Below are 16327 nucleotides of genomic sequence, written 5' to 3' on the forward strand. Positions count from 1 at the left end.
TAAACCTCTTATTATTATTGTGTTCATATCATAGTAGTCGTTATATTTTAGTAAAATTCTTGCTCGCCTGGAGGACGAGTTTTAAGTAATTTCAAAAACCACATATATTGCTCTGGATAAGCATTAATGACTTGTTCAACCACTTTGTTTAATGCGATAGCTTCGTTTTCTTTGCCAATCATTTCATCAGGATTCACCGCTGGCATCACTGTCATAATAAATTGTTTAGCTTGTTGATCGTATCCTATTTTAACAGGCATAACTTGTGCGTTGCCGGCTTGAGCTAAGCGCCCTACTACGGGTAATGTCGCTTTAACAGTACCCATAAAAGGTGCAAACACACTCTGTTCAGGGCCTAAGTCTTCATCTGGTAAATAGAAAAAACTGTTATCATTTTTTAACTCTGCTAACAATGCTCTGATGCCTGCTTCACGCATATACACGCGACCATTTTGACTGCTGCGCATCCGGTTACTAAACCAATTAAATAACCCATTGCGATGAGCCTTAGCCATAGTCACTAAAGGTATTTCCATGTTAATACGAAGACCTGCGTACTCCATCGGCCATACATGCGGCATGATGAAAATAATCGGCTGCTTAGCATCGCGAGCTGCTTTAACATGCTCAAAACCGTTAAGTTGAATACGTCGTTTAAGGTGCGCGGTAGAACGAATAAGCAGCTCTGCTTGCGATAATAAAGTAATGACAAATGTCTCAACATTTTTTTTGATTAATTCATCGACTTGTTCAGCTGATTTTTCTGGAAAACAATGGGTAATGTTCACCTTTGCTATTCGCAATGGTTTTTTGGCCACTTTCATCACGACTCGAGCCAATAGTCTCGCAATGGGATCTCTTACGCTTGCGGGAAGTACGCCAAATAGAAACAACACAGCGATAGCTAGCCATGTTCCCCAGTAACGAGGATGCAATAGTGATTTATTAAAGCGAGTATCAAAATATTTTGCTTGTCGTGCCAAAAGAAACTCCAAATAAACTGACCGTGACCCACGGTAAAAAATCATATTATAGCGAAGGCATTATACTAGTGATTAATGAGTGTGAAACAGAAATTATACCAGACAATAGCAAACGTCTTTGTTGCACAGCTTACTCACACCTACTTTAGAACAGCCTGGGCAAGATTTATTGAATACACTGGTTACCATGCCAATATCAAGCTGATGCTGCAAACGGTGGGTTACATTCACCAAATTCAAAAACAAAAGAGCCACTCAATTAAGAGTGGCTCTTCGTAATACAGATCCGTTCGGATTGGCGTATTAACTAGTGAACTATTTTTTACCCGAGTTTGCCGCTTCGACACGTGATTTTAACTTCTGTCCAGGACGGAAGGTAACAACACGGCGTGCAGAAATCGGAATATCTTCACCAGTTTTCGGGTTCCTTCCCGGTCTTTGATTCTTGTCCCTAAGGTCAAAGTTGCCAAAGCCAGATAACTTGACCTGCTCACCACTTTCGAGTGCTTCACGAATTTCTTCAAAAAAAGACTCAACCATCTCTTTAGCCACACGTTTGTTAATGCCCAATGTTTCAAAAAGATGTTCTGCCATTTCGGCTTTGGTAAGTGCCATACTTTAATCCCTCAACGATGCGTTGAACTCGGTCTTTAGAGCCGATACCACTGATTCCATAGTCTCAGTAATATCTTTATCTTCAAGTGTACGAGTAGTGTCTTGTAACGTAAGTGCGATGGCTAGGCTCTTTTTGCCTGGCTCAACACCTTTACCTTGGTATACATCGAACAAGTTTAAGCCAACCAACTGATTTTCGCCAACTTTTCTTATCAAATTCATAACATCAGTTGCAGAAACTGTTTCATCTACTACTACCGCGATGTCGCGACGATTGGCAGGAAACTTAGATACAGCTTGGGCTAGCGGCAAACGGGCGTGCAATAATGCATCCAGTTCTAACTCAAAAACAATTGTTTTTCCATTGAGTCCAAACGGCTTTTCCAAACTAGGATGGATAGCACCGATGTAACCAATGACTCGATTATTTCGTAATATTTCAGCACATTGACCTGGATGCAGCGCAGGATGTGTTGCCCCTCTAAAGCTAAATTCTGTAGAGGCAACTGTCAAGCCGATTATTGCTTCTAAATCACCTTTTAAATCAAAGAAGTCGACAGTTTTCGATTCCATTGACCAATGTTCTTCGTTTTGAACACCGGAAATAACCGCGCCCAGCATAGCTTGTTGACGAACTCCAGAATCTGCTTGTGCATCAGGAACAAAGCGTAAACCGGTCTCAAATAAACGTACTCTATTTTGCTGACGGCTCTGGTTATAGCCTACTGCGGTCAATAATCCAGTAAACATTGATAAGCGCATTGCTGACATTTCGACAGAAATCGGGTTAGGCAATACCATGGCTTCTTCGCCAGGATGAACAATGTTCTGCATCTTAGGGTCGACAAAGCTGTAGGTCACCGCTTCTTGGAAACCACGAGCCACAAATATACTGCGCACACGTTTTAACGAAATATCCGCTTCTTTGTGATCTGGCATGCTTAACGCCGCTTGAGGGGCGATATTAGGAATGTTGTTGTAGCCGTAAATGCGGGCGACTTCTTCGATTAAATCTTCTTCAATCGCCATATCAAAGCGATAGGTAGCCGTTGTCACATGCCATACATCACCGCTGGTCTGCACGCTAAAACCTAAACGTTCTAGAATTTCAACCACGTCAGAATCTGGAATAAAGTGACCTAAGCTTTTATCTAACTTGCTACGACGCAAAGTGATATTAGCGGCTGCGGGCAAATGCTCAGCAGACACGGCTTCAATCACCTGCCCGGCTTCACCACCACAAATATCTAATACAAGGCGTGTAGCGCGGTCCATAACCTTATGTTGCAACTCAGGGTCTACACCACGTTCAAAACGGTGTGACGCGTCTGTGTGTAAGCCTAAGCGACGAGATTTACCCATAATGGCTAATGGTGCAAAGAAAGCGCACTCTAAAAGAATGTCTTGGGTGTTTTCATTCACACCGGTACTTTCGCCGCCAAACACACCCGCAAGCGCAACCGCTTGTTTGTCGTCTGCAATCACTAAGGTATCGCTTGGAACGGTAATTTCGTTGCTATCCAGTAAGGTTAGCTTTTCAACACCATCAGCTAAACGCACGGTAATACCGCCGTTTAAAGCATTTAAATCAAACGCATGCATTGGCTGACCAAATTCGATCAACACATAGTTAGTGATATCAACGATGGGATCAATTGAGCGAATACCACTACGACGCAATTTTTCTTGCATCCATAATGGCGTAGCAGCCTTGACATTGATGTTTTTAACCACACGGCCTAAGTAACGTGGGCACAAATCTGGTGCAACAACATTTATGCTAAACGGCGCGTCGATAGTGGCCGTTACCGCTTCCCAGGAAGGCTCTGTCACTGCTTGGCGATTTAATACGCCCACTTCACGTGCAAGCCCTGCCATGCCTAAACAATCAGCGCGGTTAGCCGTTAAATCAACATCAATAATGGCGTCATCTAATTGCAAGTATTCACGCACATTGACGCCTAAAGGCGCATCTTGTGGTAATTCGATAATGCCATCACTTTCGATGTCCATACCTAACTCGCCATACGAGCACAACATGCCCATTGACGGTTGACCACGTAACTTGGCTTTTTTAATTTTAAAATCGCCAGGTAACACAGCGCCAACCATTGCTACAGCCACTTTTAAGCCTAAACGGCAGTTTGGTGCTCCACAAACAATGTCGATAAGCTCATCGCCGCCAACATTGATTTTGGTGACGCATAATTTGTCTGCATCTGGGTGTTGGCCACATTCAACCACTTCGCCAATAATAACACCGCTAAAATCGGCAGCTACGGCATCAATACCGTCAACTTCAAGACCGGCCATGGTGATTTGGTGTGATAATGCGTCACGACTTACTGATGGGTTAACCCACTCACGAAGCCAAGATTCACTGAATTTCATCTACTTTTTGCTCCGTTATTTGAATTGCTTAAGAAAACGTAAATCGTTTTCGAAGAAGGCACGTAAATCATTTACGCCGTAGCGCAACATGGTTAAACGCTCAACACCCATACCAAAAGCAAAACCAGAGTATTTTTCAGGGTCAATACCCACACTGCGCAATACATTTGGATGTACCATGCCACAGCCTAATACTTCTAACCACTTACCGTTTTTTCCCATCACGTCTACTTCGGCTGAAGGTTCTGTAAATGGAAAGTAAGATGGGCGGAAACGTACTTCTAAGTCTTCTTCAAAGAAGTTACGTAAAAAATCATGCAAAATGCCCTTAAGCTCGGCAAAGTTAACGTTTTCAGCAACCATTAACCCTTCAACTTGGTGGAACATTGGCGTGTGAGTTTGGTCGTAATCATTACGATAAACACGGCCTGGAGAAATGATCCGAAGTGGCGGCTTTTCATGTTCCATCGTGCGAATTTGTACGCCCGATGTTTGGGTGCGTAACATCACTTTAGGATTAAAGTAAAAAGTGTCATGATCAGCACGAGCAGGATGATGCTCAGAAATATTTAACGCATCGAAATTATGGAAATCATCTTCGATTTCAGGACCTTGCTTAACAACAAAGCCTAACTCACCAAAGAAGGTTTCAATACGTTCGATAGTACGCGTAACCGGATGTAAACCACCGATATCTAAGGTACGACCGGGTAAAGTCACATCAATATTTTCAGCAATTAATTTGGCTTCTAACTCAGATGCTTTTAATCCGTCAATACGCTCAGTCAACTGCTGTTGAACGGCTTGTTTAGCTTGATTGACTGCGGCACCAAAGGCAGGTTTTTCTTCTGCACTTAATGATCCCATCATTTTCATCATGTCAGTGATTTTACCTTTTTTACCAAGGTAATCGACACGGATATCATCCAATGTCTTTAGATCACTGGCCTTATCAATGACTTCTAAGGCTTGTTCTACGATCTCGGTTAACTGCTGCATGTTATCATCCACTGCATTTTTGCATTTAAATGCGATTGGGCGTCTTGTCGGCTATGCGAGTACACAAAAGTGATAACTCGGTAGTGAGTGACGACGCGGTAGTTTGACGCTTATTATGACAAATAAACCATCAAAACTGAGGTTAAAATAAAAGAGTGAAATTTTACGTTAGCGAGTCTAAATTTACTAGTCATTATTGGTATATTTAATGGCAAATAGTTGTATTTAACTACAATTACCCCTCTTAGTGTGTATCGGTGACGACAAGTAATAAGCTAACAGTCTTGCTAAGCAAAATCGTCGGTCTGCTGATGATGAGAATAGATGAATGTCTATTGAGCTTGCATGCAACAATTTAGTGCCGTTGAACAGTCATCATAAAGGTCGGTTTACGCGGAGAAAACACAATAAAAAAGGCGCATGTTGCGCCTTCTTCATTATTTTTCGTGAATAATTATTCACATATCGACAATATTTACCTATCTAAAATTGAGTATTGCAGTGTCTTTTTCATCGTCATTATCGACTACCGTCAGTGACACAACTTTATCGCGACGACTGAAACTAAACGCGATTGGCCCATGTGCTTTACGACCATTATTAAATAGCCAGTTCTGATGTTTAATAAAACCGTCTTGGTCATAGCTCGTTGAAATAAATAATTTCATAAACCATAAGTTAACCAAGTGTATTTGTGCAGTTGGCGCAATATTAGCCGGTTCAACAAGCACATTTATGGTTTTCACGGTTGTCACAACCTCACCTTTATTGTCAGTAACAGTAAGCTGAACTTGATAATTACCTGATTGCAGATATTGATGTGAAGCCGTTTCTCCATTAGCAACAGTACCATTAACGATAGTACCATCACCAAAATCCCATTCTAATGACGTAATATCACCATCATTATCAACAGAGGTAGACTGAACCTGTAGTTGGCTACCATTGATTTGATGATCAAAACTGGCGATTGGGAGCTCATTTTTCACCTCAAATTGCAGTGAAACAATCACAGGATCATGGTCTGAAGAGCGGAAGCCATCAGCTTGATACAAATCTTGTATCTGAGCAGCAGATTTAAACTCTTGGTTATAATCAAGGATCCTTGGCTCGTCAGCATTGATGTGCCATTCCGTTATGGCTAATACATTATCCAATAACGCTTGGTTTGCTAATGCATGGTCTAATTGGCCTGACTCACCCGAGAACACATAGGAGTATGAATTAACACTGCCAAGATGTTCATTTAATTCGCTATAGCCATGGCTGGCAAGTTGAGTGAGTGGATTTTCTTTGGCATAAGCATTTAAATCACCCATTACCAAGATTTTTTGCTCTGGATACTGCTCCATTAACCATTGCCCAATAGCATCTGTTGCCCGGGTACGGGTTAAATTACAGTTACCTTGGCCATCCAATAAATCAGGATCATTGTTACTGTCGCAACTACTTCCTTTTGATTTTAAATGGTTTACGGCGACAACAATGCTGTCCTCACGGCCATTGAGCATAAATGATTGCGTTAACATCGGACGGTTTTTACCGTCATCAAACAATGCCGCGCCATTTCCATCAACAGGCGAATTAGCTGAAGATAATATTTGAGCATCACCTGTTGGAGTGATTTTATCAGCACGGTAGATCATTCCCACAGCAATTGCATCGGAACCTATTTGTGCCACTGAAGGCACAACATAAGCGTATACCTCCGCTCCCATAGCTTGGTTTAATCCGCTGACTAAGTCGTTAATGGCTGAATCACTACCATAGCCGTCATTTTCAATTTCCATTAAACCAAATACATCAGCGTTAATGGCATGCATTGCACTGATAATTTTCACGCGTTGACGCTCAAATTCAGATAATGTGTCGGCGCCGCGATCAGTCGGAAATCCATTGCCGTTGCCATCACCGTTGAAATAATTAAGCACATTGAAACTGGCGACACGAAGATCTGCGCCAAGCGCTAACTCTGGAGTAGATTGTCGCGGGTTACTTTGCACTACATTGACCACTTGAGTTGGCATCACACGATATTGGCTAAAGCCATAATGCATAATACCCTCGAGCCCGGTAACAGAATCGCCTACCCGTAAGGTATTTGAGGCTGATAACCCTGGAGCTGGATAAGGTATCTGTTCAGGATTTTGGCTGGTTAAGCCATCATCCAACAAGATACTATCTCTGGCATTCGCTTCAGTCACTGCCAGCGCTGCTGCACCAGGTAAAGCAACTTGAGTACCGATAAAATGGCGACTACTGCCTAATGATACTTCACCATAACGGCCTAAGTTATACACTTCATTGACCACCAGAGATTGATCGAATATTACTCGCATGCCTTCAACACGCTCAAGTTGTTGATTGTCGGCTAACGGCAATGTGACAGTAGCAACCACAGGCAATGGTAGGTTAGTACCACATAACGCAAATTGAGTCACATTAGACAACTGAGTTGTGCCTTGATATTCGGCAACAGAAGCTTGTAAACGAATTCTATCACCGGCATTCACGTCAAGTGATTGATTACCGCTGTAAACAAAAATACCTTCTGAGGTGTTAATGTCAGCATCGACTTCGCTGTCAGCCATTTGGATAAATATACCCTTTAGCCCAGCTTGTTGATTACTCGTCACAATCGCTTCAACCACCACGTCTGAACCCACTAGAGGGCTTGTGTCATCCATCCCTTGAATGTCATGGATTGCGACTGCGCTTTGTGAACAGACAAATTCTATTGGCTCAGTTGGATCTACTGGGTCTACCGGATCTGTTGGACCTGAATCATTACCCGCGAAAACACCTAAATCGCTGATGTCATCTTGAGCAAAACCTTGCCAGCCAGTAAATGTGACTTCGTCGTCAATGATGGTATCGGCAATTAATTGAGTGGCGTCACGATGAAGAGTATTGTTTTGGGTCGATAAATCACCTGCTCCCCATTGTGAACCGGGGTCTGTACCCACTTGTCCTAAAGAGTCGATCACTACACTATTGTGACTGAGTACAATGGCATCATCACCATTAAAAAAGCTCGCTGTACTAGTCTGTTGAGCAAGCGCAAGGATCTCTGCAGATGCGTCATTATCGGCGATAACAAACGTTGAGTTGGCTGCAATATTGCCATTCAATGCAATATTGGTTGTCGCTGCGGTATTGCCATTAAAATAAAACGACAACACATAATTACTCAAATCTATCGCTGTCGAACTTGGATTGTACAATTCTATAGCTTTGTTATTACTGCTGCCTTCTATGTACTCTGAAATAAGCACATCTTGAGCAGCAACATTGAATACCATTAAAGATGATATCGATATCGCGAGCAACGACTTTTGAACTAACATAGTGAACCCCTATTCATTATCCATAAATCCAATGAGTTAATTTAATTATTCAATTGATATTTTATTGCTTGGTATAACCTCAGCTCGGAATAACCGTTGTAATAAACAGATAAAGATCCGTTTATGTTCAAATCATCAATATCAAGCTTGCCATTGTTTTGCTAACAAACCGTATTGACGAATCAATAGTGTGCGAGTTGTAAGTTGATACAACAGCGATAGCGAAATAAGCGCATGTTTGATAAGCATTTATGATCCCGCGTTGAGGCTACATAGCTCAATCAGCGCTTACTATAACGATTACGGATGACAATAAGGTTGCAAAGATGTTGCAGTGAATACAAAAGCAATTTCAGTCAACAACCGCGCCTAACTACCGCTTATTCACACACCTCTTTCTACGATCTTTTTTGGTTACCTAGGCGTGAAAAACAGCCAAAAAAATACCGCTCATATTGAGCGGTATTGTTAGCTGATGTTATTGAACGATGTTATTGACCAGCGTTATTGACCGATGTTATTGACTGATGTTATTGACCAATAATAAGCAATTAATGCTTTTTAGACACATCAACCATATAGTGACCTTGTAACCAATTTCGGCCAATTAATAATTTATAACCCATTTTGGTACGGTCTTTAAGATTCACATCGACTATAAATTCATGACGAGGTTCACCAACACTTAACCTCACCATATAACGCCTTTCTGTACCTTGTGCATTACGAATTAACGATGTGCCCCGAATTTTGGTGCGAACATCAGCTTTTTCGCCTTTTTCATTCGCTGTGGTGAACGTAATCATCTTACCAATGTTATTTTCAATGTTCACTTTATCTTCATTCTCGACTCGAATATTAACTGCATGTAATGAGTTTTCAACGGCGCCGGTATCGATACGCGTATTGTACATTAAGCCAGTTTGCTTAATGCTCAGCTCTGCTAAAGGACCAATGGTCTTTTTGTCAGAAACATCCACAATGTAGTTATGTTTTAAAAAGTTACGCCCAATAAGTAATTTGTAATTCATGTGGCTACGATCGCGTAAGTTAACATGAATATTATGCAATTGATCAGGAAAACCTATATCAAGCTTCACCATGTAACGAGTTTCAATACCTTGAGAGTTTTTCACCCTTGAAGTACTGACAATTTCGGCTTGAATGCGTTTTTTCTCACCACGTTCATTTTCAGTAGTGAATTCAACAATTTTACCAACATTGCTTTTCATTTTTTTGGATGCACCGCCAAGGATTTCTAAATTGACAGCGTGCAGTGAAGTGTTCACGGCACCTGTATCAATGCGAGCATTATATTGTAGTCCTGACTTAGCGACGGTCATGGTTTCAACTTGACTTAAAACGGTTTTATCACTCGCAAAAACAGATATAGAAAGCAAACACAGCAGAGTCGAAATCACAATTCTTTTAAACATGATCAATCCCAAAAAATCCACAAATCGCTTTAGTAGCGGCCAGTTTTATGTACGTTTATTGCAATAAATGATCAACTTCTTGATCGAATAAATTTTTAATCAGTCCTGAAAACTCAGTAATAAAAATGCTTTGTTCGGGGGTGGCTTGTTGATTGGCTACAGAGGCTAAAATCTCTTCTAAGTCATATACAATTGCGTCAATTTCGCGAATTACCATATTACGTTGTGCAAATGATAATTGCGGGTTTTGCCCACATACCATAATGATCTGAGCAGATAACTGCTCTTCAAACAATTCCATGACAGTTTCCGTTGCAGCGGCATTACTCTCAGACGACTCAAATAGCCCTAAATGTTCAGTTAAATACTGAATTAAATGCATGTATCCGTCTTTGTCAGTAACCATTTCATACCACCTTTCTTAAAAACGACTTAACAGGAAATGGCTCTCAACCTGATGATTGAAAACCATTAATAACCACATATAACTATTGCGCTAAGGTTAGCACAAATGACACTGGCACCGCTAAGCTGATACTCGGCAATCCCGCCATTTCTTTAAGTTTTTCGACACCGGACACTAAACCAAATTCACTTGCTTGAACAATCACTGGCGCTAAGCTTGAAATCACCATTTTCTTATCCGACAATTTAGCGACTAACACATCAAAGCTCTTCTGTTGTTTCTGACCATGTAGCTTAATGGTTGCTTCAACTTGCGTCGTTAGCGTGTCACCGACTTTTAATCCGGCTAGCAATTTAGGGTTAACCACTGCATCCAAGGTTAACTTAGGAAACTGTGCCACTTCAAATAACACTGCTTGCATTCGTTGATCACGAATTTCTATTCCGGTATCAACACTGGTTAAATCAATCGATAAAGAAAATGCACCTGCATCCGTTAATGAACCTGCAACTTGTTTAAAATGATGCACTTCAGCAACATCGGCTTTCTTAATCGAAATGAAGCTCACCCGAGAATGATCTTGATTGACTTGCCAATCGCCTGCCATCACTGATGTACTCAGCAAGCTCGCGGCTAATAATGGTAACCATTTTTTCATCGTAAAGTCCTTTGTATAGAAAGTAAGATTAACAATAAATAAGTATAGAGTAATCTTTGGTTATATCTTGCTGGGGATCAATCTAGCCAGCCATTTGTCTAACGCTTGTGCAAAAGCATGTTTATCCGTTTGCGAAAAACTGTTCGGACCACCAGTATGGATGCCACTGCTGCGCATTTCTTCCATAAAATCGCGCATCGTCAGAATCTGTTTAATATTTTCAGCTGTATACACCGTACCACGAGGGTTTAATACTAGTGCGCCTTTATCAACCGCATCAGATGCCAGAGGAATATCAGCAGTGACGACTAAGTCCCCTTTGACGACTTGTTCCACAATGTAGTTATCTGCTTCATCAAAACCCGAACTCACCCGTATCATGCTAACTAAGGGCGAAATAGGCACTTTAATCATTTGATTGGCCACTAACACTAATCGAACCGATTTACGCTCAGATGCCCTAAATAACATTTCTTTAACTGGGTTGGGGCAAGCATCAGCATCAACCCAGATTTTATTGGTTATCACCGCAAAATGCTCCACTTCATTAACACTCATTAAGGTGCCAACCGATCAATATTCCAATCCGTATCGGTTTTAGTGTAAATAAATCGGTCGTGTAACCGATGTTCACCACCCTGCCAAAACTCAATGCTAGCTGGTCGCACCAAATATCCACCCCAAAACTTAGGTAGTGGAACCTCACCTTGGGCAAATTTAGCTTTCATTTCAGCAAATTTACCTTCTAACGCCTGTCGTGCGCTAATCTTGCTTGATTGTTTAGATACCCAGGCAGCAATTTGGCTGTCTTTTGGTCTAGACATAAAATATTTCGCCACGTCCAACATAGATAATGGCTCCGCTTGCCCTAATACAGCCACTTGACGTTCAAGTGGATGCCAAGGAAACAGTAAACTGACTTTACTGTTAATCGCAATTTGTTTTGCTTTGCGGCTTTCTAAATTAGTAAAAAACACAAAACCGTTATCATCAAACTTTTTTAATAACACAATACGTTGAAATGGCTGGCCATCTTCGTCTACCGTCGCGACACACATGGCCGTTGGGTCAGTAAGTTGGGCATCTTTTGCCTGTTGCATCCATTGTTCGAATAGATCCATTGGGTTAACAGGCAAATTCGCTCGTCTTAATCCGCCTTGGGTATATTCACGGCGAATATCACTTAAATCACTCATATTGGTTCCTCATTAAACCTTGCTGGACCTATTCTACGCTGAGCAGACACAAAAAAGCCAACGTCAACTCGTTGGCTAATGTGTTTAATTACAAAGTTGAAATTACTTTTTAATTAAGCCTTTACCTTCAGCCCACACCTGTAGCATTTCAAGGCCCAGTGTTGCTGCAGCTAGCGGGGTAACATCTGTATAATCATAAAAGAGTGCTAGTTCTACAACATCCATGCCGACAATATTTAAACCACGTAAGCCACGAATGATCTCGCTAGTGAACTTACCACAAACGGGCGTAGCTGTAGCGGTTGCAAAAGCTGGGTCTAAACATAAACAGTCAATGTCGAATGTCGAATGTCGAATGCGACGTATAACGGCATATCGCCAACACGCATACTTAACTGTTCAACAATTTGTTGAGCCGTTAAGTTATTCACGGTAGCGGCATCAATCACTTCAAAGCCATGACCTTTTTTGTGCTATTCAGTACGAATAGCAATTTGCATTGAATGCTCAACATCAATAAACCCCTCACGCAGTGCATCGTAAAACATTGTACCGTGGTCGTACCGTACTTACTGCCTTGGCGGTATCTGTGTGGGCATCAAAAGGTAAACCAATAACAACGTCTGCGTCAGACTCTGCGGGTTTGAAATCAAGCGGTTGGCGTAAATAGCCACATGGGTTTGAATAATACGAATAATCAAATTTTTCTACGAAAGTAGTTATAAACGATCAAAAGATGGCAACTGTTGATAATTATAATAGTGTAGGGTTCAGCAGTTCTGAGCAATCTTGCTGATAGTGGTTAAAGTGTATAGTGAAACCTTGCTCGATTGGCATCGCGCAATGGCTTAAACACAAATAATTTAAAAAGGGTTTATTGGCAATATGACTATTAAAGCCAATAATGTCACAGCTACTAGGGTGCAATAATCTTACCAGTTCAGCAAAAACATCAACCGGCGTTGAGCTAAGATCAATGTTAGTTTCAACACTCACATATGAGCTATTTTCTTGAGGTGTAATGTGTATTGTAAAATATTCAGCACCGCGAATACCGTTTATTGAATAACCTAACGGACTGAATAAATACTGATCAATACTAAAACCATTAAATAATTGTTCCAGTTGCAGCATCTGACTAATTTGAACAGTTGATTGCTGCTCACCACGTAAATAATCAGCTACTGCACCAGAAATATGGTACATCAGCAGCTCATTGGTGGTATCAAGCTGGCTAGCTTGATAGTCTTTGTTGGTCGAAAATATATAGTGATGATGGCTATCTAAATGACCCATTCGATAGGCCTGCCCAGCAATAAACTGCCTTAATCTAAACACATCATCGGTAAAGGAAGTTGCTTGTAAATGGGCATAATATTCATTTTTGCGTTGATAACAAATGTACGCAATCGCCTGTTCACTTAAATGTTCAATGCAGTAGCATGCAGATTCTACCAACGTGCTAGCCCCGCAAGTGAGCATAACGATACGATCATCCCAAACAAATAAACTCGATTCACTCAGCAAATAAGCATCACAATATTCATTACTTATGGAAGATAAAATGTCTGCATTTGAGGCAGCAACGAGCCCCAGCCAAAATATTCGATCTAAGGATCGTAATTTAGGCGCCGATTCATTAACAATAATCTCTAACTTTTTCTCTGAACCTTCAAAAAACATGTGTAACTACTCAGCACTTATTCTAATTAGAGATGTTTGTATAAAAATGTAATGTCTCATGGTTAAGCCATATATGCGCAGTTAAAAGCGAAAAAAGCGTAGTTTAGCTGTTTAAATGAGCATTTCCCAACGATAAAATAGGCTTAAATAGAACTGCCTGAATAATTACAAATATGTTAGCAACTTAAAAGCCTAGCGACCTGAGATCGCTAGGCTTTTTTAATAACAAGCTAACATCACTTAGTTGATAAGATTAAAAATCTTCTAAGTAAGTGTAACCCTTAAGCCCTAACTGTAACTCTTCTAGAATACTGGCACGCTCTTCTTCAACTATATGCTGATTTACAAGCTCTTCATAAGTGCGCATAAAGTCAACCGCATCTAAGTTTACATAACGTAAAACGTCAGCTACCGTATCGCCTTCTAAAACAGATTCAATCTGGCTTAATCCACGCTCATCAATGCGTACAACAGCAGAGTTAGTATCACCAAACAAGTTATGCATATCACCCAAAATTTCTTGGTATGCACCCACCATAAAGAAACCAATCAAATATGGGCTGTCGGCACTCCATGCTGGGACTGGCAATGTAGTTTCAATTCCCTGACCGTCTACGTATTGGTCAACAATACCGTCTGAGTCACAGGTAATATCTAACATAACCGCACGGCGCTCAGGTGCTTTATCTAAACCCGATAACGGCAACACTGGGAACACTTGGTCAATACCCCATGCATCAGGTAATGACTGGAATAAAGAAAAGTTAACGAAAAACTTATCAGCTAACTTTTCATTTAATTCGTCAATCACTGGACGGTGATAACGGTTATTGTTGCTTAATAGTCCCTTCACTTCATGGCAAACACGTAAATTAGCTTGTTCTGCCCAAGCTCGGTCAGCCAAACTTAATTGACCCACAGCAAACAATGAGTGTGCTTCAGAAATATCACTTTGACTATCATGGTAAATTTCAATAATTGCACGTTGATCGTATCGACCGCTGATTTCTAACCAAGATTGCCACATATTGTGGAGCAATTGCGGCGCCTCTTCACTTGGTTCCTGAATATTTTCTGGTTGATACGCTTCAGTACCAATAACATCAGTAATTAACACCGCATGATGCGCCGTTAAATGGCGACCAGATTCAGAAATAATACGCGGCATTGGTTGCTCGTACTCATTACATAAATCGGTTAATACGTTGACGATATTGTTAGCATACTCATTTAAACCATAGTTCATTGAGTTATTGCTCTGGCTACGAGTACCGTCGTAGTCAACCGCTAACCCGCCGCCCACATCGAAACAATCAATGCTGGCACCAAGTTGGCGCAATTCACAGTAAAAACGGCCTGCTTCACTTACGCCTTGGCGAATGTCGCGAATATTGGCAATTTGCGAACCTAAATGGAAGTGTAATAGCTGCAGAGAATCAAGCATATTAGCACTTTTTAATTCAGCTATAACTTTCAACACTTGTGCTGCAGACAAACCAAATTTAGACTTTTCACCACCGCTGGCTTGCCATTTGCCTTTGCCCTGGAAAGCCAAACGCACACGTAAACCCAAACGAGGTGTAATACCAAGCTTTTCAGCTTCAATTAATACCATTTTAAGTTCTGACATTTTTTCCAGAACGATATACACCTTATGGCCAAGCTTCTCGCCGATAAGTGCTAAACGAATGTATTCTTTATCTTTGTAACCATTACATACAATGACTGAACTGGCTTTTTGTGCCATGGCAAGTACAGCCATTAACTCTGGCTTACTACCTGCTTCAAGTCCTAACTGAGGGACTTCTTTAGATTTTTGGCTAGCTAAAATTTCTTCAACTACCGTTTTCTGTTGGTTTACTTTAATTGGGTAAACTAACAAGTAATCATTTTGATAATCGTACTTCTTAATTGCATCGTTAAATGCTTCGCATAAACTTTCCACTCTATGGTGTAAGATTTGCGGGAAACGGACTAATACCGGTAACGAGACGCCTGCTTCGACCATACTTTTGGCTAGTTCATTTAAGCCGACTTTATGATCAGGATTTTGTGGGTTAGGTGACACTGTCACTTCGCCATCTTCACGAATACCATAAAAACCTTGGCTCCAGTGAGTCACGTTATAACCCGAGCGAGCATCTTCGATAGACCAATCAGACATAATTATTTTCCGTATTTGTATCAAAGTTAGCAGTTGACCAAAAGTGGCTTCTGCTTGTTAAAAATCCAGATAACACAACAATGCTATCCAAGAAATAAAAATGGTTTATTCAGCACTATGATTATGGCTGTAAAACCTGTGACAGACAAAATGAAGGCCCTATAAATTGGCTCGACATCATATCGTCATTGTTATCATGTTTCGCATCTGCTTATATAGAACATCTTACGCAGAAATCCACAAAGCATGCAAATTTTGGCTGCTGAACATCAGTTCGCTGCTGTAACAAGTATTTTACTGATTAAGCCTGTAGTTAGTTCACTTTTTAATTGCTAACCAACCACATTTTTAGCCTTTATAAAAACGGCGCAATTAAAACCTGCTATGCGGTGTAATGCAAGTTAATTACCTATTAATTACTATAAAAAATCATCTACAATTGTTGTCAT

At 40.9% G+C, this 16327-nt stretch carries 14 protein-coding genes; all 14 read right to left on the reverse strand.

Translation table 11 applies throughout. The annotated features are described in order from the left end of the window. Positions 1 to 47: 47 nt before the first annotated feature. The gene (lpxM, locus tag H5125_RS04925; RefSeq protein WP_101087555.1) at positions 48 to 983 is read right to left on the reverse strand and encodes a lauroyl-Kdo(2)-lipid IV(A) myristoyltransferase; all 936 of its coding nucleotides are present in this window, start codon (positions 981 to 983) and stop codon (positions 48 to 50) included. Positions 984 to 1298: 315 nt separating this feature from the next. Then, entirely contained in the window at positions 1299 to 1598 is a 300-nt protein-coding gene (ihfA, locus tag H5125_RS04930; RefSeq protein WP_011637176.1) for an integration host factor subunit alpha, read from the reverse strand. 3 nt (positions 1599 to 1601) lie between these two features. Beyond that, positions 1602 to 3989: a phenylalanine--tRNA ligase subunit beta gene (pheT, locus tag H5125_RS04935; protein ID WP_182743687.1), complete on the reverse strand. Its 2388-nt coding sequence runs from the start codon at positions 3987 to 3989 to the stop codon at positions 1602 to 1604. A 15-nt stretch (positions 3990 to 4004) separates the two neighbouring features. After that, positions 4005 to 4988 (reverse strand): phenylalanine--tRNA ligase subunit alpha, encoded by a 984-nt coding sequence (pheS, locus tag H5125_RS04940; protein ID WP_059745381.1) that lies wholly within the window; start codon positions 4986 to 4988, stop codon positions 4005 to 4007. A gap of 479 nt (positions 4989 to 5467) precedes the next feature. Further along, on the reverse strand, positions 5468 to 8335 hold the full coding sequence (locus H5125_RS04945) for an ExeM/NucH family extracellular endonuclease (RefSeq protein ID WP_182743688.1): 2868 nt from the start codon (positions 8333 to 8335) through the stop codon (positions 5468 to 5470). Between the two features lie 551 nt (positions 8336 to 8886). Further along, on the reverse strand, positions 8887 to 9771 hold the full coding sequence (locus tag H5125_RS04950) for a RimK/LysX family protein (RefSeq protein WP_182743689.1): 885 nt from the start codon (positions 9769 to 9771) through the stop codon (positions 8887 to 8889). Positions 9772 to 9826: 55 nt separating this feature from the next. After that, a complete protein-coding gene (locus tag H5125_RS04955) occupies positions 9827 to 10177 on the reverse strand; it encodes a DUF3802 family protein (protein WP_101087551.1) in 351 nt (116 codons plus the stop codon). A gap of 82 nt (positions 10178 to 10259) precedes the next feature. Then, positions 10260 to 10835, reverse strand: a complete 576-nt coding sequence (locus H5125_RS04960) for a YceI family protein (RefSeq protein WP_101087550.1) — start codon at positions 10833 to 10835, stop codon at positions 10260 to 10262. A gap of 60 nt (positions 10836 to 10895) precedes the next feature. Continuing rightward, positions 10896 to 11393, reverse strand: a complete 498-nt coding sequence (locus tag H5125_RS04965; protein ID WP_101087549.1) for a YaiI/YqxD family protein — start codon at positions 11391 to 11393, stop codon at positions 10896 to 10898. Then, the gene (gene pdxH / locus H5125_RS04970) at positions 11393 to 12031 is read right to left on the reverse strand and encodes a pyridoxamine 5'-phosphate oxidase (RefSeq protein ID WP_182743690.1); all 639 of its coding nucleotides are present in this window, start codon (positions 12029 to 12031) and stop codon (positions 11393 to 11395) included. The genes H5125_RS04965 and pdxH overlap by 1 nt, the downstream gene beginning before the upstream one ends. A 102-nt stretch (positions 12032 to 12133) precedes the next feature. Further along, the gene (locus tag H5125_RS22335) at positions 12134 to 12397 is read right to left on the reverse strand and encodes an arginase family protein (protein WP_310734177.1); all 264 of its coding nucleotides are present in this window, start codon (positions 12395 to 12397) and stop codon (positions 12134 to 12136) included. After that, positions 12349 to 12480 (reverse strand): hypothetical protein, encoded by a 132-nt coding sequence (locus H5125_RS22340; RefSeq protein ID WP_310734173.1) that lies wholly within the window; start codon positions 12478 to 12480, stop codon positions 12349 to 12351. Before H5125_RS22340 ends, H5125_RS22335 begins: the two co-directional genes overlap by 49 nt. Before the next feature lie 304 nt (positions 12481 to 12784). Then, complete coding sequence (locus tag H5125_RS04980; RefSeq protein ID WP_182743691.1) at positions 12785 to 13714, reverse strand: adenosylmethionine decarboxylase; 930 nt, start codon at positions 13712 to 13714, stop codon at positions 12785 to 12787. Between the two features lie 253 nt (positions 13715 to 13967). After that, on the reverse strand, positions 13968 to 15878 hold the full coding sequence (gene speA / locus H5125_RS04985; RefSeq protein WP_101087546.1) for a biosynthetic arginine decarboxylase: 1911 nt from the start codon (positions 15876 to 15878) through the stop codon (positions 13968 to 13970). Positions 15879 to 16327 lie beyond the last annotated feature (449 nt).

It is taken from the genome of Shewanella sp. SR44-4 (assembly GCF_014163715.1).
Classification (GTDB): domain Bacteria; phylum Pseudomonadota; class Gammaproteobacteria; order Enterobacterales; family Shewanellaceae; genus Shewanella.

What these genes read in the sequence shown, in the direction of transcription:
- pheS (WP_059745381.1), bottom strand. Translation starts at nt 4,988, where the DNA reads ATGCAGCAGTTAACCGAGATCGTAGAACAAGCCTTAGAAGTCATTGAT.
- speA (WP_101087546.1), bottom strand. Translation starts at nt 15,878, where the DNA reads ATGTCTGATTGGTCTATCGAAGATGCTCGCTCGGGTTATAACGTGACT.
- H5125_RS04945 (WP_182743688.1), bottom strand. Translation starts at nt 8,335, where the DNA reads ATGTTAGTTCAAAAGTCGTTGCTCGCGATATCGATATCATCTTTAATG.
- H5125_RS04965 (WP_101087549.1), bottom strand. Translation starts at nt 11,393, where the DNA reads ATGAGTGTTAATGAAGTGGAGCATTTTGCGGTGATAACCAATAAAATC.
- H5125_RS04955 (WP_101087551.1), bottom strand. Translation starts at nt 10,177, where the DNA reads ATGGTTACTGACAAAGACGGATACATGCATTTAATTCAGTATTTAACT.
- pheT (WP_182743687.1), bottom strand. Translation starts at nt 3,989, where the DNA reads ATGAAATTCAGTGAATCTTGGCTTCGTGAGTGGGTTAACCCATCAGTA.
- H5125_RS04980 (WP_182743691.1), bottom strand. Translation starts at nt 13,714, where the DNA reads ATGTTTTTTGAAGGTTCAGAGAAAAAGTTAGAGATTATTGTTAATGAA.
- H5125_RS04960 (WP_101087550.1), bottom strand. Translation starts at nt 10,835, where the DNA reads ATGAAAAAATGGTTACCATTATTAGCCGCGAGCTTGCTGAGTACATCA.
- H5125_RS04950 (WP_182743689.1), bottom strand. Translation starts at nt 9,771, where the DNA reads ATGTTTAAAAGAATTGTGATTTCGACTCTGCTGTGTTTGCTTTCTATA.
- ihfA (WP_011637176.1), bottom strand. Translation starts at nt 1,598, where the DNA reads ATGGCACTTACCAAAGCCGAAATGGCAGAACATCTTTTTGAAACATTG.
- pdxH (WP_182743690.1), bottom strand. Translation starts at nt 12,031, where the DNA reads ATGAGTGATTTAAGTGATATTCGCCGTGAATATACCCAAGGCGGATTA.